This is a genomic window from Exiguobacterium sp. s132 (assembly GCF_018617235.1).
In the GTDB taxonomy this organism is placed as follows: domain Bacteria; phylum Bacillota; class Bacilli; order Exiguobacteriales; family Exiguobacteriaceae; genus Exiguobacterium; species Exiguobacterium profundum.
The window spans coordinates 260,369-279,052 of the sequence record NZ_JACSJU010000001.1; the positions used below are offsets into that span (position 1 = coordinate 260,369).

Below are 18,684 nucleotides of genomic sequence, written 5' to 3' on the forward strand. Positions count from 1 at the left end.
GAAGAAACGGAGTGTGAAGCTAACGTGGACCCTGTGCCCTCGTCAAGTTTAATTCTATATGTAGTTCTCGTCATGTTGTCAGCGTTTTTCTCATCGGCAGAAACGGCGCTCTCGAGTGTGAACCGGGTCCGGATGATTCGGATGGCGGAAGATGGTGATAAAGCCGCAAAACGTGTCCTCAGTCTCGTCGACCGTTTTGATGATACCCTCTCGACGATTCTCGTCGGGAACAACATCGTCAACATCGGTTCGGCGACGGTGTCGACCGCCATCGCCACATCTATTTTCAGTGGGGGAACCGGTCTTCTCGTGTCAACGTTCGCGACGACGGTCATCATCTTGATTTTCGGTGAGATTTTACCGAAATCGCTCGCGAAAGAGTTTGCGGAGAAGTATTCGCTTCTCATCAGTGGAATCCTTGTGTTCCTCGTCAAAGTCCTCAAACCGGTGACGATGATTTTCACCGGCTTGAAGAAGTTGACGCTGCGGATGATCGGGATGAAAGACAAGGAGCCATCCGTCACCGAAGAAGAGTTGAAAGTGCTCGTCGATATGGGAGAAGAGGAAGGTGTGCTCGGAGAGACGGAAGCAGAGCTCGTCCATAGCGCCTTTGCCTTCAACGATATTACGGTCGATGATGTGCTGACGCCACGAATCGATATTCTGGCCGTCGACATCGACGATTCGCTCGATGAAATCAAAGACACGATTTTCAGTGGTGGACATTCGCGTTTACCGGTCTACAAAGACTCGATTGACAACGTCATCGGTGTCTTGTCGGAACGTGACTTCTTGCGTTCGATGATGAAGGATGAAGTGACGGATGTCCGTTCGCTCATCCGACCGCTCACGTACGTGTCACCGCAGACGAAATTGATTGAACTACTTCCGATTCTCCAGCAGAAACAATCTCACATGGCTGTCGTCCTCGATGAATTCGGGGGCACGGCGGGTCTCATCACGTTAGAAGACATGCTTGAAGAACTCGTCGGCGACATCTGGGATGAGCACGACGAATCCGTCGTCTATCTCAGACGTCTCCGTGAAGGGGTCTATGAGTGTATGGCTGACATGAACGTTGATGAATTCGCGGAAGAGATGGGGATTGCAGAACCAGACGTCGATTCCAACACGATGGGCGGTTGGTTCGTTGAATTGCTCGGTGACATCCCGGAGAAAGGTGCACAAGTCACGTATCAAGACATGACGTTCACCGTTCTCCATGTGGAGAAACGCCGTGTCCGGAAACTGTTAGTGGAGACTGGACAATCTCAACAAGAAGACATGCAAGAAGCATAAAGAAAAGGGATGATTCGCACATAGCGGATCATCCCTTTTTGCGTCATACGGATTGGCGTTCAATGCGCTCAATCAGTTCATATGGTCGTACTTTATAAATGGCGTAAGGCATATAGGTCGGGTCCATGGCATCGAGGAAGCGCATCTGGAAATGCTCTCGTTTGATGTAGTCGCCGATGTTGCTTGCGTCAACTTTATAGAATCCAACTTCCTGTGTCTCGCCAGCCTGCGGTTTGAGGTCACCTGATACATAAGTGGCGCGGAAGGTGACACAGAGGACGCGGGACGACACGTTTTGATAAATCCCGGTGATCCCTTCTACTTTGATTTCCGCACCGGTCTCTTCGCGTACTTCACGATGGATGGCATCCACGATGGACTCATGTTCTTCCACTTGTCCGCCAGGCATTTCAAACGAATCGTTCCGATGCATATTTTTGACGAGGAGAACTTCGCCTGCTTCGTTCGTAATGTACGCCGTCACAGAAACGATGGTGCGGGGTGGCGTATAGTGACCGGTCGGCATCATGAATTCTTCACTCGACTTGATATACAAATCTTTGCCTAGTCGGGCCCGCTTCTTCATCGCTTCCCGTCGTAAGGCGCTGCCCCGATAGTCCCGTTCGACTTGCTCATAATGTTCACGGTCCCGGTATTCCCATAATGCCATGACCTCGGACTTGTCTTCGGTCACCCAGCGTCCGACGAGGCGGGCGCCATGCGACGCCTGGATCGGATAAATGTATGTATGGAAAAAGTCGGTGAATTCTTGCAGGCGTTCAGGTCGAATCGTATACGTTTTACGGCGATGGAACATGATGATTCCTCCTTTTTCGTTGTGCGGTGTCCTATATATATGACCGCGATTCGCTTACATGGTTCTTATTCGACAGATATTAGCGTTTCCCTTTCCAACAAAAAAGAATCAGCTTCAGTTAAGCTGATTCTTTCACACGTTTTGGTTGCTGACGAACATGTCGAACGACGAGGATAATCCCGACAGCAAGAGCCAAGAAGGGGATGACATCGTCCATGAAGTGGCCGATCATGCGCCAGTTGCTACCAAGCATCATCCCGACATGGATGAAGATGAATGACCAGACGGCGAAAATCAAGGTCGTCACCGACAAAAACTTACGGAACGATAGACGCATCACCCCGGCGCTCACGGCGAATAATTGACGCCAAAACAGGCTGAGACAGACGATCCATGCACCGTATTTCTCAAACCAGCGCTCGGCCCGGAGTTGCTTGTCTTGCCGAATTCGAAAATACCGATACAGTTTGAGCGCGACGGGACGCCCACCATATCGACCGATCCAGTACAGACCGATTTGGCTGAGCGTGAAGGAGACCCACGCCAGTAGGAACGTCAGGAAGAAGGGCGCGTCATGCGAGTCGACGAGGAAGCCTCCGTATGCGAGAACGAGTTCGTTCGGGATGAATTGAACCAAGATACCGATGGGAATGCTGAAGACCCCACAGACGGCGAGTAGATGCTCGAGGACGTTCAAGACTTAGCCCTCCTTTCAAATGATTTCAGGAAAGATGTTCCATCCATCAGTATAACGGACATGACTGAAAAGAAAAAGAAGAGATGTCACATATTCGTGACGTCTCTTCAATCTAATTCGGATACGAGAATCCCGAGGCGGTCCAATTCTTTTACCGCAGCATCGATTGCCTCTTTATGGTCTGATTCGAGCGTATGGATATGGAAGCCACCCGTCAACTGGGAGAGCGGGGAAGCCCCATGCGTCTTCACTCGTTCGAGGAAGGCGCGGACGTCGCGGCGACTCTTCACCATGAGTTGTCCCGTGATAGACCCGTATACAGGATGGTCGATGATGACGTCTTTGATGGTGACCCCTTCATCGACGATGGCGTTCATCTCCGTCTCCATCTCTTCTGCCGTATGACGACAGGCTACCTTTTTCGAATAGGTGGAGGGGGTGAGGTCTCCATGCAAGTAGACATACCCACGAGCGGTCGCGACGATTTGATGGCCTTTCGCTTTTAGCAACGATAGGTCTTGGACGATGACCTGACGACTGACGGATACATGTCTTGCCAGTTCAGATCCTGTGATTGGCTCATTGCTCGATTCAATCAATTGTAATAGTGTGCGACGGCGTTCTTCACCGGCTAAACGTTTGTTCATGATGTTCGACTCTCCTTGCTAAAATGACGATGGCATCGGCGAGGGCCGATGTGTCTTCGGCGGTCGTTTGCGCGCCGAAGGAAATGCGGACGAGTCCATGACAGGCGCTCGTCTCATATCCGAGTGCTTCGAGCATGCGATTTGGTCCATTTTGACCTGCTCGACATGCCGACCCAGCCGATACTTGGAACCCGAGATCGTCGAGCTCGGTCATCCACCATTGTCCGTCGCGTTGATGGGAGACGAAGGAGAAAATGGCGGGACTTTGTTCATCAAACTCGAGCCAATGGACATGCGCTGACGTCTTCTCTTTCAAGATAGCACGAAACGCCATGAAATTTCTCTGAAAACGTGTCAATTGTTCCTGACGTTCTCCGAGTGCTTTTGCAAAGGCACTGATTCCAGGAACGTCAATCGTTCCGGGACGAATCCCGTATTGATGATGCCCCGGATAGTATGGGGGAGGAATCAGACGTTCCATGTAGAGGGCGCCGACTCCTTTCGGTCCACCTACTTTGTGAGCACTGAACGAATAGGCATCAATGCCTTCGACAGAAATCGGGATTTTCCCGAGTGCCTGGACCCCGTCCACATGGAAGAGGATTTTCTTATATTTCAAGAGGCATTGGATGTGGTGGAGCGGTAACACCCAGCCTGTGTCGGAATTGACATGCTGGAGCGTGACGAGCCCGATGTCACGGTCGAGTAGGTGTGTGAATGCATCTAAATCAAACTTCCCATCCTTCAGTTTCAACCGATGAACGATTATTCCTTCCCGTTCCCACTCTTCAAGTAAGAGGGCGACCGAATCATGTTCATGCCAAGACGTGATCACTTCTTTGCCCTTCATCCGTTTACGTAAACTTGTCAGTGCGATGTAATTGCTCTCCGATCCACTCCCAGTGAATAATAATTTTCCTCGTAACATATCAAGACCGAGCGCCTGTTTGATCAAGCGTCTTGCTTCTGTCAAATAATCTTCTGCCATATAACCTTGGGTATGGAGTGATGATGGGTTCCCATAAACGTTTTTGGCCATCGCCACGTAATGGTCTAATGCTGCATGCGTCATCGGGTGTGTAGCGGCGTAGTCGAAGTAGCGGTTCATCATGGACTCCCCTTTTCTCATGTTGTCTTCTACACAAAATTATGCGAAACTAGTTTACAAGTCAACATTACATATGAAAAACAGGTGATATACAATTGTCTTTACACATAGAGAAAACTTACATTTTGATTATCGGAACGGGACTTGCCGCCGTCGCAACGGCTTTGCATCTATCAAAATCATTCTCCATTCTTCTCGTCTCAAAAGGTGAGATGACAGAGAGCAACTCCGATTTGGCACAAGGCGGGATTGCGAGCGCGTATCTTGAGAAATCGAGTACTGCCCATAAAGAAGACACAATGCTCGCTTCTAAAAACACATCGTGCGCTGAGCGCGTCGACATTCTCGTAGAAGAAGGGCGTCAAGCGATTGGAGAAATGGAACGATTCGGTGTCCGGTTCGATCATGAAGAGGGCGGCTATGCCCTCGGACGAGAAGGCGCACACCGATTGAATCGGATCTTTCATGTCGGTGGCGACGAGACGGGACGTCATGTCATGAGGCAATTGCGTCAGTCGATGCCTGATAACGTGAACGTATTGGAACGGGTGCTCGTGCACGATCTCATTACGAAAGACGGGAAAGTCGTCGGCGCGATGGCGTTTCGTGATGAAGTGCCCATTCGAATTGAAGCCGGCGCTGTCGTATTGGCGACAGGTGGCATCGGTGGGCTGATCGATTGGACTTCAAACGCGCGTACCGTGACCGGTGATGGTCTCGTTCTGGCAAATCGATGTGGGGCCAAGCTGACACATTTACAGCGGATCCAATTTCACCCCACCTTACTGGCGACCGAAACGCCTCACCTCGTGACCGAGGCGCTCCGGGGAGCCGGAGCGACGCTCGTTGATGACGAAGGGAATCACGTGATGGCGCATCATCCGCTCGGGAGTCTCGCGCCTCGAGATGACGTGGCACGGGTACTGACAGAACGGATGGGAACGGTCTATCTCGATACGACAAACGTGACACGGCTTCGTGAACGGTTTCCAAAACTTGCTTTGACATGTGACAAACTTAGGATTGATCCTCGCCGCATTCCGGTACGTCCAGGTCTCCATTTTCATATGGGTGGAATCGAAGTGGATGATATGGGACGGACAGGCGTTGACGGATTATATGCCGTCGGTGAAGTGGCGGATGCGGGCATACATGGGACGAATCGTTTAGCCTCGAACTCACTTTTAGAATGTTGGGTATTTGGAAAACGAGTCGCGCGGGCGGTGCGTTTGAATAGGACGGCTATGGTGACGAAGGAGACGCTGGTGTACGACATCTCACCTTTGGCGTTTCAAGCGTTCCGTGCTCAAATTGGAAGATGGTTGACGATTTCACCAAGTCTTGATGAATTGAAAGGTTTCTTACAAAATACCCAAACGTTGACCATGACGAAACACGTGACAAGACAATTAAGTGAACAAACTTTACAACTCGATGCGGCGCGTCTTCTCGCGCAAAGCATCCTCGAAATGGAGCGGTATGATGAACACGATATACCTACGCGAACAGCTACGTCAGTTCTTGATTGAAGATATCGGTTATGGGGACTTATCGAGTGCGCTGATTGATGCACAGGACGAGTCGATCGCAACGATTGTTGCCAAAGAACAGGGCATTTTCTGTGGGAAGCCAATCGTAGAAGAGCTGGCAACTATGCAGCGGCTTGAATTGGTCTTTTGCCAAGAAGACGGGAGAGCGGTTGTCCCTGGAGACGAGCTCGTCGTCTTGAGAGGAAAGACACGCGCAATTTTAGAGACGGAGCGTGTGCTGTTGAATGTAATCCAACATGCGAGTGGAGTCGCGACGATGACAAAGCAGTGCATCGATGCGCTAGATGATGACTCGATACACGTGACCGATACACGGAAGACGACTCCGGGACTTCGGATGATTGAGAAGTACGCCGTACGTGTCGGTGGGGGATACAATCACCGTTTAAGACTCGATGACGCCGTCATGATCAAAGACAATCATATCGTCGCACTGGGTGGTGTAACGAACGCGATTCAAGTCGCGCGTGAGCGTGTCGGTCATACGACCCCGATTGAAATCGAAATCGAGTCGTTCGAACATCTGATGGAGGCGGTTCAAGCCGATCCGGACATCGTGATGCTTGATAATCGGACGCCAGATGAATTGAGGGACTGGGTCCGTCATATACCGACGCACATCAAAATTGAAGTGTCTGGTGGAATCACGCTCGACACGATTGACGATTATCGAGGCATTCGCATCGATGTCATCTCGCTCGGTCAATTGACTCATTCGATCCGCGCGCTTGATTGCAGTTTGAATTTACAAGGGGGAATGAAAGATGCAACTACTCGGAACACTTCCACCGACGTACGCTAACCTGTCAGTGGAGGAGATGGAGACTCGGATTCAGGCGGTCAAAGACCGACTCGGGACTCGTCTCTTTTTACCGGCCCATCATTATCAAAAAGACGAGGTCGTTCAATTCGCGGACGCGACAGGAGATTCGCTCCAGCTCGCACGACTCGCAGAACAGATGAGCGAAGCCGAATTCATCGTCTTTTGTGGTGTCCACTTCATGGCAGAGACGGCAGACATGTTGACACGGGACGACCAGATTGTCGTCTTACCTGATATGCGTGCCGGCTGTTCGATGGCAGACATGGCCGATATCGATCAGACGGAGATTGCTTGGGAAGAACTGACGGAACGATTTGGAGAGGACATCATCCCGATTACATACGTCAATTCAACAGCGGCCATCAAAGCGTTCGTTGGTCGTCACGGTGGGGCGACCGTCACATCGTCGAACGCCCATGAAATCGTCCGGTGGGCGCTTGAGGCAGGTGAACGCATCTTGTTCCTTCCCGATCAGCATCTCGGGCGGAACACGGCGTTCGACCTCGGCATTCCGCTCGCGGCGATGGCTGTTTGGGATCCGCTCCGTGAAGAATTGGTCTCAGAAGGCGAAGACGAGCAAGTGAAAGTCATCTTATGGAAGGGACACTGTTCTGTCCATGAGAAGTTCACAGTATCGCAAATTCAGGCGTTCCGTGACCGTGAGCCGGATCGTCGCATCATCGTCCATCCGGAGTGTACGTTTGACGTCGTCCAATTGGCAGACGAGGCGGGATCGACGTCATATATCATCGACAAGATTGATGCGAGTGCACCTGGGACGAAGTGGGCGGTCGGAACGGAGATGAACCTCGTCAACCGGTTGGCGGCAACGTACCCACATCTTGATATCGTCTCGTTGAACCCATTCATGTGTCCGTGCCTCACGATGAATCGAATCGACTTGCCACATCTTCTCTGGGCGCTCGAGTCACTCGAGACGGACCCTGTGAACGTCATTCGCGTCGATCATGAGACGACAGAGTGGTCGAAACGCGCACTTGAACGAATGCTTGCACGGTAATCGCTTCAGGACAGGTAAACGCCTGTCCTTTTTTCGTGTCGCCCATTATGGTACAATAAATGCAGTTTTTCCGACCAAAAAGGAGAGTACATCGTGATTGAATTCGTAAAAGGACCCGTCGCCTATGTGTGTGCGGAATATATAACGTTAGATGTCTCGGGCGTCGGCTACAAAGTACATGTGCCTAACCCGTTTTTTTATCGTGAACAAGACGAACATGTAATCGTGTTTACGCATCATTATGTGCGTGAAGACCAACAGACGTTATACGGTTTCCGGTCACGTCGTGAGCGTGAGCTGTTCAATAAACTCCTCAGCGTGAGCGGGATCGGACCAAAGGGTGCGCTTGCCATCGTCGCGTCCGGCGATATCGACGCGTTGATCGATGCGATTGAAACCGAGAACGAGAAGTATTTGACGAAGTTCCCGGGAGTCGGCAAGAAGACGGCCAAACAGATGGCGCTCGACTTGAAAGGGAAGTTATCCGAGCTCGCACCGGATTACGTGCCGAACGAAGGGTTGTTCGCCCAAGGTGCATCTGAACTCGATGAGGCGTGTGAGGCGCTCGTCGCGCTCGGCTACTCTGAACGGGAAATCCTAAAAGTCCGCAAAGCATTGAGCGGAGAAATATTGACGACCGACGCGTACATAAAACGCGCGCTACAGCTGTTACTGAAATAAGGAGGAAGCTATGGACGAACGATTGTTGTCACAATCTCATCAGCAATATGAAGACTCTGAAGAGTGGAGCTTACGTCCGCAGCGCTTCGAGCAATATATCGGGCAAGAAAAGGCGAAAGGCAATTTGTCGGTCTTCATTCAGGCCGCTAAACTTCGTAGTGAGACGCTCGACCACGTGCTCTTATACGGTCCCCCGGGACTCGGGAAGACGACGCTCGCCCAAATCATCGCCAACGAGATGGGCGTCGGAATTAAGACGACAGCAGGACCGGCAATTGAACGACCGGGTGATTTGGCCGCAATCCTCTCGACACTCGAGCCGGGAGACGTCTTGTTCATCGACGAGATTCATCGTTTGAGCCGGACGATTGAAGAGATCCTCTATCCGGCGATGGAAGATTACTGTCTCGACATCGTCTATGGGCAAGGGGAGATGGCTCGTAGCGTCCGCATCGACCTACCACCGTTTACGCTTGTCGGGGCGACGACACGGGCCGGGATGTTGTCGGCGCCTTTACGTGACCGTTTCGGCGTCACGTTGAAGCTCGAATATTACGAAACACATGAGTTAGCGGCCATCGTCAGCCGGACGGCCCAGTTGTTCCGTCTCTCGATTTCACCGGAGGCGAGCGGTGCGATTGCGAAACGCTCACGAGGGACGCCACGAGTTGCAAACCGTCTCTTGCGTCGTGTCCGTGATTTCGCACAAGTGGCTGGTACGAAAGAAATCGATCCAGTGCTCGCATCTGATGCGCTCGACCGGCTACACGTCGATGCGCTCGGACTCGATGAAGTCGATCATCGGTTACTGAGAGCCATGGTGGAGCGGTTCGGAGGTGGACCGGTCGGGCTTGAGACGCTCGCTGCGACCATCGGTGAGGACGCTCAGACGATTGAGGATGTCTACGAGCCCTATTTATTGCAACAAGGATTCTTGCAGCGCACGCCGCGAGGACGGATGATCACACAGTTTGCCAAGTCGCATTTTGGTTATGAAGAGGAAGAGGAGTAAGATATGCAAGACATTCAATTGAACGTAAACGATTATGATTTTGAATTGCCAGAAGAGTTGATTGCGCAAGTCCCATTGCTCGATCGGACAAGCTCACGCTTGCTCGTATTAGACCGCGAGACAGGGGACATCGAGCATCGCCATTTCCGTGACGTGCTCGATTATTTGAACGAGGGGGATGCGCTCGTCGTCAACGATTCGCGCGTCTTACCGGCACGCCTTTTTGGGGCAAAGCAAGAAACAGGCGGGAAAGTCGAACTGCTCTTGTTGAAGCAGACGGAAGATGATGTATGGGAAGCACTCGTCAAACCGGCGAAAAAAGTTCGTGTCGGCTCCATCGTTGAGTTCGGGGACGGCCTTCTCCGCGCAGAATGCGTCGAGGAGCTCCCAGAAGGTGGACGTCGTTTCAAGTTTGACTATGACGGCATCTTCTATGAGATTTTAGACGAGCTTGGAACGATGCCGCTCCCGCCGTATATTCGCGAACAACTCGATGACCAAGACCGTTATCAGACGGTCTATGCCCGTGAACGAGGCAGTGCGGCCGCTCCGACAGCCGGTCTTCATTTCACTGAGGAACTGCTTGAAGCGGCCAAAGCGAAAGGTGTCCGGTTGATCCCGCTCACACTTCACGTCGGCCTCGGGACGTTCCGTCCGGTGACGGCTGATTCTATCGAGGAACATACGATGCATAGTGAATATTTCGAGTTGTCGGCTGAATCGGCAGCTGCGCTTCGAGAGATTCGAGCGAATGGCGGTCGCATCTTTGCGGTCGGGACGACATCGACGCGCACGCTTGAGACGATCATGAGAGATCACGGGGACTTCGTCGAGTCATCGGGCTGGACGGATATCTTTATTTACCCTGGTGTTGAGTTAAAGGCAATCGATGGATTGATCACGAACTTCCATCTCCCTAAATCAACGCTCGTCATGCTCGTCTCGGCATTCGCGACGCGCGACATCATCTTACACGCTTATCGGACTGCGGTCGCAGAACGATACCGCTTCTTCAGCTTTGGAGACGCGATGCTCATCACGAGGAAGGAAGTAACAAAATGACAAAACATGCAGTCACATACGAACACATCCACACATGCAAACAGACCGGAGCGCGGCACGGAATCGTCCATACGCCGCACGGGTCGTTCGAGACACCGGTCTTCATGCCGGTCGGGACGCAAGCGAGCGTCAAAACGATGGCACCTGAACAGGTCAAGGCGATGGGTGCGAACATCATCTTGTCGAACACGTATCACCTTTGGGTTCGTCCAGGACATGAGGTCATCAAACAAGCCGGTGGACTTCATAAGTTCATGAACTGGGACGGGGCAATCCTCACGGACTCGGGTGGATTCCAAGTGTTCTCACTTGCCGACCTCCGAAATATCCAAGAGGAAGGCGTTCATTTCCGTAACCATTTGAACGGCGACAAGTTGTTCTTGTCACCGGAAAAGGCGATGGAGATTCAAAACGCGCTCGGGTCGGACATCATGATGGCGTTCGATGAGTGTCCGCCTTATCCGGCGACGCATGAATACATGAAGAAGTCGGTCGAGCGGACGAGCCGTTGGGCGGAACGTTGCCTCGAGGCACATGAACGTCCAGAAGACCAAGCGCTCTTCGGCATCATCCAAGGTGGAGAATATGAGGACCTTCGTCGTCAAAGCGCCCAAGACCTCGTCTCTCTTGATTTCCCAGGATATGCGGTCGGTGGTCTCTCGGTCGGTGAACCAAAAGATGTCATGTATCGTGCCCTCGAATTCACGACACCGCTCATGCCAGAGAACAAACCACGTTATTTGATGGGTGTTGGCTCACCGGATGCGTTGATTGAAGGGTCGATTCGCGGAATCGACATGTTCGACTGCGTTCTGCCGACTCGCATCGCACGAAACGGAACGCTCATGACGTCGAAAGGTCGCGTCACGATCAAACAAGCGAAATATAAGACGGACTTTGGTCCAATCGATGAGAAGTGTGACTGCCATACGTGTAAGAACTACTCGCGTGCGTACGTCCACCACTTGATTCGAGCGGATGAGATGTTTGGCCTTCACTTGTGTACGACACATAATCTTCACTTCCTCGTGAAGTTGATGGAGCAGGTTCGTCAAGCGATTCGCGAAGACCGCTTGCTCGATTTCAAAGAAGAGTTCTTCGAAGAATACGGCTACAACAAGCCGAATGCGAAGAATTTCTAAAGAAACGTGTCGGACATTGTGTGACAATGCTTCAGTTTCACGGTATAATGAACCTGATATTGAAGGAAAGGGTGAATGTTACTCATGGAAACACTCGTTGCGTTATTACCAATGATCTTGATTTTCGTCGTATTTTACTTCCTTTTGATTCGTCCACAGACGAAACGCCAAAAAGAAGTACAATCGATGCAAAACGCCCTCGAGCGTGGCGACAGCGTTGTCACAATCGGCGGTTTACACGGCGTCGTTCATCAAATCGAAGACACACATGTCGTTTTGAAATGCGATCAATCGCTTCTCCGTTTCAACCGAAGCGCAGTTGCGGAAGTCGTGAAAAAAGCGAATGCCTCATTTGAGGAATAAGCAAGTAAGCGTCTGACCATCATGGTCAGACGCTTTTTTGTGTGGCTAGAAGTTGGGGGAGAATTCTACGAGCGGCCTCTTGTCCACCATAGATGGCTCTTGAGAACGGGCCGATGATCAAATCGGCGTAAGGACCGGTCAAGTAAAGTCCAGGCGTCCATTCAAGATGCTCATTCAGGACAGGGGTGCCACATGGGGTGAGAGGTAGGTTGAATTGTTCGATCACGGGCTGAAGAAATGTCTCTTTCACAGGATGAGGTCTGATTCCCGTACAACAGACGACTTCTTTTCCGGCAAGTTGTTCACCGTTTACAAATAGCGAACCACTGTCCCGCTCGACTTCTCCGATGATGTGCGTCACAGCGTTCGTCTGTATGAGGCGCTTCACTTTTAAGACGAGATCGTTCGGAGCCGATCCCGGTTTTCGTTCACGGGCGATGAATGATCGTTTTGTCGTCCAGTCTTGTTTTAGACGATGGAAGTCATCTAATCCTTTCGGTCCCATGAACTGTCGATCAGCGTCAAATTGACTCACTTCGAGCGGACGTCTCGTCACAAGGGTGACACGGTGACCCTGATTGGCACGCTTCACGACATAGTGAAGTGCTGTGATGCCACCGCCGACGACAGTCACTTGATCCGATTCATCCGATTGGTCTTTTTCGAACACGTGTCGACATTGTTCGTCGGCCCATTCAGGTAACACGACATTTTCCGATTGACCGATCGCGACAATGACCGAGTCCGCGACAATGAGGCGATGATTTGTTCGGGCATGATAGTGTGCGCCATCTTTGCGGAGAGTCATCACCTGTTCATTTCCGTGGAACCGCTCATCAAGGCGATACGCGTTCCATGACGATTCGGCATGGTCGTTGAACAGTTCGAGCGATGGACGTCCGAACGTATCTTTGAAATGATTGGAACGATAGGCATATCGCGAGGCGAACTGTTTCAACGCATGGGGATTCGAAGAAACGTGATGCACTCGGGTCGAACGCAGGTGCGACATAGAGATGGATGAAGTTTGTTGTTTCCAGTTCGATAATGGGTCAGTGAGACGGTCGACAATAATCAAATCCTCCAAGCACCCGCCTTGTTCCATATATGAGATGGCGAGGGTCATTCCGTGTACACCAGCACCAATGATTAATAACTTCGTATTTTCCACAATCATAGAGAATCCTTTCAAAGCGTAATAATTACGATTTAAAGTATACAAAGATGACTTCTTTTTGTCAAAACGAATCCGATTCAAAATTTATCCACCTCATTTCGAAAAATCGATTTGATTAATGAAAACGTTTGCACTAACCTCAAATTGAGAAGAAATCCGAGATGAAGGAGAACGAATGACATGGACGTGAAACGATTGATTAACCAGATGAAGAAGTGGAAAGGATGGAGCATAAAACGAAGTGGTACGAAACAGAGAGGACGCTCATCGCTGAGACGACGTATGTCCATCGCGCTCATTCCGACGATCATTACGCTCGTCATTGTCGGCGCGCTCGGATCTTATCAATTGAGACAATCGACTGCCGCCTATGACCGGGTACTCAGTGAAGGCACGCAGGAGATGCTGCTTGCAGAGAATCTATCATTAGCGGTGACGGATGCCGAACGCTACTTGAACTACTATATGCTTGTAGCCAATCCGAAGACGCTCATCAGTCTCCAGGGAGTTCAAGAACAACGAGACGAATTGATGGCTTCACTCAAGGCATCTTCTTCAGATGAGAAGATCTTGTCTTGGTTGGGAGATTTGGAGAAATTTAACGAGCTATTAGACCGTGAGATGAATCGTGCCGTCGAACTTCGTCAACAACAAGACGAAATTGGCTTCAAAACCGTTCTCAACACGAGTGTGACACCGACGACGGATCGGGTACGCATGACCGTGACCGACCTTGTCGAATATAAAGGGGAGCTCCTCGAGTCTGAGACGAAAGCGGTACAAGCAGATGCAGAAAGTTCAATCCTTTGGATGCTCATCATCAGTGTTGGTGGTGTTGTGATCGGGATTCTTTCCTTACTTGCGCTACAACGGCTTTTCCTAAAACCGATCAATCGACTCGGTCGTCAAGCACGCATCATGGCAGAAGGGGATTTGACAGGAGAAGATATCGAGGTCGCCTCAAACGATGAACTAGGAGACCTGGTTACGGCGTTCAATGAAATGAAGCACAACCTGGTCGGCTTGATTCGTCGGGTTGGTGAAGCGTCGGACAAAGTGACTGCATATTCTGAAGAACTTTACGCAAGCACAGACCATGTCGCGACAACGACCCAAGGCGTGTCCCGGTTGTTCGAAGAGATGAACGTGGCTGCGCAAGGATCCTCGAAGCGAGCGGAAGAAGGGACGATTGGGGTCAATCAAGCGGTGGATGGATTGAATCAAATCGCTGCGGCCTCACAAGGTGTGAATGAGCAGACGATACATACACTTGAGGCGGCGAACGGTGGACTTGAGACCGTTCAATTGGCAGAGAAACGGATGCAAGAAATTCGCCGTGCCAACGAGCTCACTCAACAGATGGTGAACCGTCTATCGAACCAATCGCTTGAAATCGAGAAAATCACCCGTTCGATCACGGCGATCACGGAACAGACGAACTTGCTTGCCTTAAACGCGGCGATTGAAGCAGCACGTGCGGGTGAGCACGGAAAAGGGTTTGCCGTCGTCGCGGCTGAAGTCCGGAAACTCGCCGAGGAATCGAAACAATCCGCCATTCAAATCCAGACCGTTGTCCGCGACATTCAACGTGACACGGAGCAAGTCGAATCGGCGTTCGAAGAATCGAGCGTACATGTGGAGAATGGGGTATCGCAAATGGGAGAAGTGGCCGAGGCGTTCCGTGAGATCGTATCGGTCATCGAAGAGACGTCCCGTCAAATGAGTGAGATTGCGGCAGCAACAGAAGAAGTGAGTGCCAATACGACTGAAGTTGCCGTCTCTGTTGAAGATATGTCGACAAACGCCGTCTCGACACAGCGAAGCGTCGAAGAAGCCGGTGCGAACGTCGAAGAACAGCTTGCCGCCATTCAAGAGATCAACGGCATCGCTGAAACGATGAGTCACATGTCGTCTGAATTAAAAGATGTCGTCCATGTGTTTAAAACGACATAATAAATGCCCTGACGCGCGCGTCAGGGCATTGCTCGTTACATTAATAGGATTAGACTTGTCGCCATGACGATCATACCAGCAACCATTCCATACATTGAATGATGGGCGTGTCCGTATTCACGGGCGGCAGGGAGCAATTCGTCAAGCGAGATGAAGACCATGATGCCACCGACCGCCGCGAACAAGAGTCCGAAGACGGTGTCGCTCAAGAACGGCATGAGTAACAAGAATCCGATGGCCGCTCCAGCTGGCTCGGCAAGCCCTGACAACATCGAAAGCTTGAACGCCTTCTTCCGTGAGCCCGTCGCATAATAAATCGGGACGGAGACGGCAATCCCTTCCGGAATGTTGTGTAGGGCGATGGCGATGGCGATAGCTAAGCCGACGGCCGGGTCATCTAGTGCCGAGACGAACGTCGCAAGTCCTTCTGGGAAGTTGTGAATCCCGATGGCGAGTGCCATGAAAATCCCCATTTTTTTAAGTCGATTTTGTACCTCTGGATGATTGATTGGAGCCGCTTCATTTGTCGTCGTCGTTGCGAGTTCATGTGTTGTCGGGTCATTCTGCATCGACTCGACAAACTTGACTTCGTGTGGATTCTCCATTTTCGGAATGAACTTATCGATCATGCCAATCAAGAACATCCCACCGAAGAATGCGAGGACGGTGTAGATTGTACCCGTATATTCTCCGTGTGCGCCGACGAGTTCCTCGAGCGCTTTCGGGAAAATCTCGATGAACGACACGTAAATCATGACGCCTCCGGAAAATCCAAGCGAGATGGAGAGGAATGCCGTGTTCGTCCGTTTCGCAAAGAATGCGATCATACTCCCGATTCCGGTAGCTAGACCGGCGAATAGAGTAAGGAGAAAGGCATAAATAACTGTGCTGTCCATATGGAAAGACTCCTTTGATGTTTTGATGTTAGCTACATCATACATGAAGTTTTGCCCATGTGCAACATTTAGTCTTACATGCAAACTCGGTCGGACAATTCGTGAAGGTCGTTACAATTTTAGGAAAATGATTGATAAATGTTTAGAAAATTTGTAATGTTAACGAGAGAAGTTTTTATCAAGAACAGTGGTTTAGAAAGGAAATAGTCGTATGTACAAAAAAGGCAACATTGCGATTTTTGCGATCATCATGATTGCGACAATCCTGCTCGCAGTGTTCACGACGCCATGGGTCGTCAAGAACACGAACCTCGGACTCGACTTAAAAGGTGGATTCGAAGTTTTGTATGAAGTACAACCGCTCGAAGACGGCGACGTCATCGACGAGTCGGCGATGAATGCAACCGTTCGCGCCATCAATAACCGAATCAACGTCCTCGGAGTTTCCGAACCGGACGTTCGAATCGAAGAAAACAATCGCATCCGTGTCCAGCTCGCGGGCGTATCGAACCAAAACGAAGCGCGCGAGGTTCTCTCGTCAACGGCACAATTGACATTCCGTGACGTGAACGACAACGTCTTGCTCGATGGGAAAGACTTGGCGCCGCGTGGGGCAGCGCTCAGCTACAACCAACAAGGACAACCGGTCGTTGAGCTGACACTCCAATCGGCCGACAAGTTTGGTGAAGTGACATCTGAGATTGCACAACGTCCAGCTCCTGAGAACCGTCTGGTCATCTGGCTCGACTATGAAGAGGGCGACACATATGAGGAAGAAGTTCAAAAAGAGAACTCGAAAATTGTGTCAGATGCTTCGGTAACGAGTCCGATCTTATCGGATAAAGCCATCATCTCAGGTGGTGGAATTGACGCGGAAAGCGGTCAACGCCTTGCGGACATCTTGAACGCAGGGGCGCTCCCGGTCAAACTAGATGAGATTTACTCGACATCCGTGTCGGCCCAGTTCGGTCAAGATGCTTTAGAAGAAACGGTATTTGCCGCAACAATCGGAATCATCGCCGTATTCCTCTTCATGTTGTTCTTCTATCGTCTCCCAGGACTCGTATCGATCATCACGCTTGTTCTGTACATCAACTTGATCATGTTGTTCTTTAACGGAATCAATGCGGTATTGACGCTTCCAGGGATTGCAGCACTCGTCCTCGGGGTCGGTATGGCAGTCGATGCGAACATCATTACCGCGGAACGAATCAAAGACGAACTCCGCTCTGGAAAATCGGTCTTATCGGCATTCCGTGCAGGTAACCGTCGTTCCCTCAGTACGATCATCGATGCCAACTTGACGACGCTCATCTCGGCTGCGGTCTTGTTCTATTTCGGACAAAGCTCGGTCAAGGGATTTGCTGTCATGCTCATGATCTCAATCGGGATGACGTTCATCTCGAACGTATTCATCTCACGTTATTTGATGCACCTCCTTGTCTCAAGTCGTCTGTTCGACAAACGCAAAGGATGGTTTGGTGTGAAGGAGAGTGAAATCCGTGAACTTTAAGCTTACTGAATGGAATTACGTGAAACATATGCGCACGATGTTCTTGGTTTCGACGGCAATCGTCGTTCTCGGAATCGGTCTCTTGTTCTTCCGTGGGTTGAACCTCGGAATCGATTTTGCTTCAGGGACGCGGGTCGAAGTACTAACGGAAGAACGTGTGTCGCAAGAAGAATTCACGAAAGCGTTTAACGATGCCGGAGTTGACCAAGAGATTTCAAGCGTCCAATATGCAAATGAAGGTCGCTTGGCATACGTGACGTTCGTTGGCCAATTGGGACAAGAGGAAGTCGCGAACGTCAAGACGGCGTTCACTGAACAATTCGGGAACGACCCGAACATCAGCACCGTCTCGGCTCAAGTCGGTCGTGACTTGGCGAAAAATGCTTTGTATGCGGTAGCCGTCGCGTCGATCGGGATTATTCTCTACATCACGGTGCGTTTCCAATTCTCATATGCACTTGCAACTGTTATCGCGATGTTACACGATGCCTTCTTCATGATTGTCGCGTTCTCGCTCTTTGGGATCGAGGTCAACTTGTACTTTATCGCCGCGATCTTGACCATCATCGGTTACTCGGTCAACGATACAATCGTAACGTTCGACCGGGTCCGCGAGAACATCACGTCGTATGAAAAGGAACGAAAAATCAAGTCGATGGACGTCTATGAGTCAATCATTAACAAGTCGATTCAAGAGACAATCGTACGGTCCGTGAATACGGTCATCACGGTACTCGTTACAGCGATTGCATTGTATGTATTCGGGGCAGAGTCGATTCGTAGCTTCTCGCTCGCGCTCATCGTCGGACTTTTCATGGGGATGTATTCTTCGATCTTCATTGCATCGTATTTATGGCTCCTCATCAAACGTACGACAATCAACAAGAAAAAAGATACGCCGGTCACAGAGGCGTAACAAGTGG

General features: G+C 50.7%; 16 protein-coding genes and 1 pseudogene. 11 read left to right on the forward strand and 6 right to left on the reverse strand.

Going from position 1 to position 18,684, the window contains the following annotated elements; genetic code table 11:
• Positions 1 to 33 precede the first annotated feature (33 nt).
• Positions 34 to 1,299: a hemolysin family protein gene (locus KNO78_RS01340; RefSeq protein WP_255344459.1), complete on the forward strand. Its 1,266-nt coding sequence runs from the start codon at positions 34 to 36 to the stop codon at positions 1,297 to 1,299.
• Between the two features lie 43 nt (positions 1,300 to 1,342).
• On the opposite strand, the gene KNO78_RS01345 is transcribed toward KNO78_RS01340, so the two are convergent.
• The 4 genes from KNO78_RS01345 to KNO78_RS01360 all read right to left on the reverse strand — a co-directional run bounded on the left by KNO78_RS01345 (position 1,343) and on the right by KNO78_RS01360 (position 4,568).
• A complete protein-coding gene (locus tag KNO78_RS01345; RefSeq protein WP_214691133.1) occupies positions 1,343 to 2,116 on the reverse strand; it encodes an NUDIX domain-containing protein in 774 nt (257 codons plus the stop codon).
• 118 nt (positions 2,117 to 2,234) lie between these two features.
• A complete protein-coding gene (locus tag KNO78_RS01350; protein WP_074037484.1) occupies positions 2,235 to 2,813 on the reverse strand; it encodes a DedA family protein in 579 nt (192 codons plus the stop codon).
• A 107-nt stretch (positions 2,814 to 2,920) separates the two neighbouring features.
• Complete coding sequence (locus KNO78_RS01355) at positions 2,921 to 3,460, reverse strand: transcription repressor NadR (protein WP_074037482.1); 540 nt, start codon at positions 3,458 to 3,460, stop codon at positions 2,921 to 2,923.
• A complete protein-coding gene (locus tag KNO78_RS01360) occupies positions 3,438 to 4,568 on the reverse strand; it encodes a cysteine desulfurase family protein (RefSeq protein WP_214691132.1) in 1,131 nt (376 codons plus the stop codon). Before KNO78_RS01360 ends, KNO78_RS01355 begins: the two co-directional genes overlap by 23 nt.
• 95 nt (positions 4,569 to 4,663) lie before the next feature.
• On the opposite strand from KNO78_RS01360, the gene KNO78_RS01365 reads away from it, so the two are divergent.
• The 8 genes from KNO78_RS01365 to yajC all read left to right on the forward strand — a co-directional run bounded on the left by KNO78_RS01365 (position 4,664) and on the right by yajC (position 12,222).
• Positions 4,664 to 6,097 carry an L-aspartate oxidase gene (locus KNO78_RS01365; RefSeq protein ID WP_214691131.1) on the forward strand — a complete coding sequence of 478 codons (1,434 nt, stop codon included), beginning with the start codon at positions 4,664 to 4,666 and terminating at the stop codon, positions 6,095 to 6,097.
• Entirely contained in the window at positions 6,051 to 6,920 is an 870-nt protein-coding gene (gene nadC / locus KNO78_RS01370; protein WP_214691130.1) for a carboxylating nicotinate-nucleotide diphosphorylase, read from the forward strand. Before KNO78_RS01365 ends, nadC begins: the two co-directional genes overlap by 47 nt.
• Entirely contained in the window at positions 6,883 to 7,962 is a 1,080-nt protein-coding gene (nadA, locus tag KNO78_RS01375; RefSeq protein WP_214691129.1) for a quinolinate synthase NadA, read from the forward strand. Before nadC ends, nadA begins: the two co-directional genes overlap by 38 nt.
• Positions 7,963 to 8,055: 93 nt before the next feature.
• On the forward strand, positions 8,056 to 8,643 hold the full coding sequence (gene ruvA / locus KNO78_RS01380) for a Holliday junction branch migration protein RuvA (protein ID WP_074037474.1): 588 nt from the start codon (positions 8,056 to 8,058) through the stop codon (positions 8,641 to 8,643).
• 10 nt (positions 8,644 to 8,653) lie between these two features.
• Positions 8,654 to 9,655 carry a Holliday junction branch migration DNA helicase RuvB gene (gene ruvB / locus KNO78_RS01385; protein ID WP_078146571.1) on the forward strand — a complete coding sequence of 334 codons (1,002 nt, stop codon included), beginning with the start codon at positions 8,654 to 8,656 and terminating at the stop codon, positions 9,653 to 9,655.
• 3 nt (positions 9,656 to 9,658) lie between these two features.
• Positions 9,659 to 10,717 (forward strand): tRNA preQ1(34) S-adenosylmethionine ribosyltransferase-isomerase QueA, encoded by a 1,059-nt coding sequence (gene queA, locus KNO78_RS01390; protein ID WP_015881168.1) that lies wholly within the window; start codon positions 9,659 to 9,661, stop codon positions 10,715 to 10,717.
• Entirely contained in the window at positions 10,714 to 11,859 is a 1,146-nt protein-coding gene (gene tgt / locus KNO78_RS01395; protein WP_074037468.1) for a tRNA guanosine(34) transglycosylase Tgt, read from the forward strand. The genes queA and tgt overlap by 4 nt, the downstream gene beginning before the upstream one ends.
• Before the next feature lie 84 nt (positions 11,860 to 11,943).
• Positions 11,944 to 12,222, forward strand: coding sequence for a preprotein translocase subunit YajC (gene yajC, locus KNO78_RS01400; RefSeq protein ID WP_026826452.1), 279 nt, complete (start codon positions 11,944 to 11,946; stop codon positions 12,220 to 12,222).
• Between the two features lie 25 nt (positions 12,223 to 12,247).
• On the opposite strand, the gene KNO78_RS01405 is transcribed toward yajC, so the two are convergent.
• Positions 12,248 to 13,399, reverse strand: a complete 1,152-nt coding sequence (locus tag KNO78_RS01405; protein WP_214691128.1) for an NAD(P)-binding domain-containing protein — start codon at positions 13,397 to 13,399, stop codon at positions 12,248 to 12,250.
• Positions 13,400 to 13,579: 180 nt separating this feature from the next.
• On the opposite strand from KNO78_RS01405, the gene KNO78_RS01410 reads away from it, so the two are divergent.
• A complete protein-coding gene (locus KNO78_RS01410; RefSeq protein ID WP_214691127.1) occupies positions 13,580 to 15,352 on the forward strand; it encodes a methyl-accepting chemotaxis protein in 1,773 nt (590 codons plus the stop codon).
• Between the two features lie 35 nt (positions 15,353 to 15,387).
• On the opposite strand, the gene zupT is transcribed toward KNO78_RS01410, so the two are convergent.
• Complete coding sequence (gene zupT, locus KNO78_RS01415; RefSeq protein ID WP_074037465.1) at positions 15,388 to 16,248, reverse strand: zinc transporter ZupT; 861 nt, start codon at positions 16,246 to 16,248, stop codon at positions 15,388 to 15,390.
• Between the two features lie 211 nt (positions 16,249 to 16,459).
• Between zupT and secD the strand changes: the two are divergent.
• Positions 16,460 to 18,677: pseudogene (gene secD / locus KNO78_RS15545) on the forward strand (protein translocase subunit SecD).
• Positions 18,678 to 18,684: the final 7 nt, after the last annotated feature.

Excerpts from the sequence above, each read along its gene's own strand:
- nadA (WP_214691129.1), top strand. The coding sequence starts at position 6,883 with ATGCAACTACTCGGAACACTTCCACCGACGTACGCTAACCTGTCAGTG.
- zupT (WP_074037465.1), bottom strand. The coding sequence starts at position 16,248 with ATGGACAGCACAGTTATTTATGCCTTTCTCCTTACTCTATTCGCCGGT.
- ruvB (WP_078146571.1), top strand. The coding sequence starts at position 8,654 with ATGGACGAACGATTGTTGTCACAATCTCATCAGCAATATGAAGACTCT.
- KNO78_RS01345 (WP_214691133.1), bottom strand. The coding sequence starts at position 2,116 with ATGTTCCATCGCCGTAAAACGTATACGATTCGACCTGAACGCCTGCAA.
- tgt (WP_074037468.1), top strand. The coding sequence starts at position 10,714 with ATGACAAAACATGCAGTCACATACGAACACATCCACACATGCAAACAG.
- nadC (WP_214691130.1), top strand. The coding sequence starts at position 6,051 with ATGAACACGATATACCTACGCGAACAGCTACGTCAGTTCTTGATTGAA.
- KNO78_RS01405 (WP_214691128.1), bottom strand. The coding sequence starts at position 13,399 with ATGATTGTGGAAAATACGAAGTTATTAATCATTGGTGCTGGTGTACAC.
- KNO78_RS01355 (WP_074037482.1), bottom strand. The coding sequence starts at position 3,460 with ATGAACAAACGTTTAGCCGGTGAAGAACGCCGTCGCACACTATTACAA.
- KNO78_RS01410 (WP_214691127.1), top strand. The coding sequence starts at position 13,580 with ATGGACGTGAAACGATTGATTAACCAGATGAAGAAGTGGAAAGGATGG.
- yajC (WP_026826452.1), top strand. The coding sequence starts at position 11,944 with ATGGAAACACTCGTTGCGTTATTACCAATGATCTTGATTTTCGTCGTA.
- KNO78_RS01360 (WP_214691132.1), bottom strand. The coding sequence starts at position 4,568 with ATGAACCGCTACTTCGACTACGCCGCTACACACCCGATGACGCATGCA.
- queA (WP_015881168.1), top strand. The coding sequence starts at position 9,659 with ATGCAAGACATTCAATTGAACGTAAACGATTATGATTTTGAATTGCCA.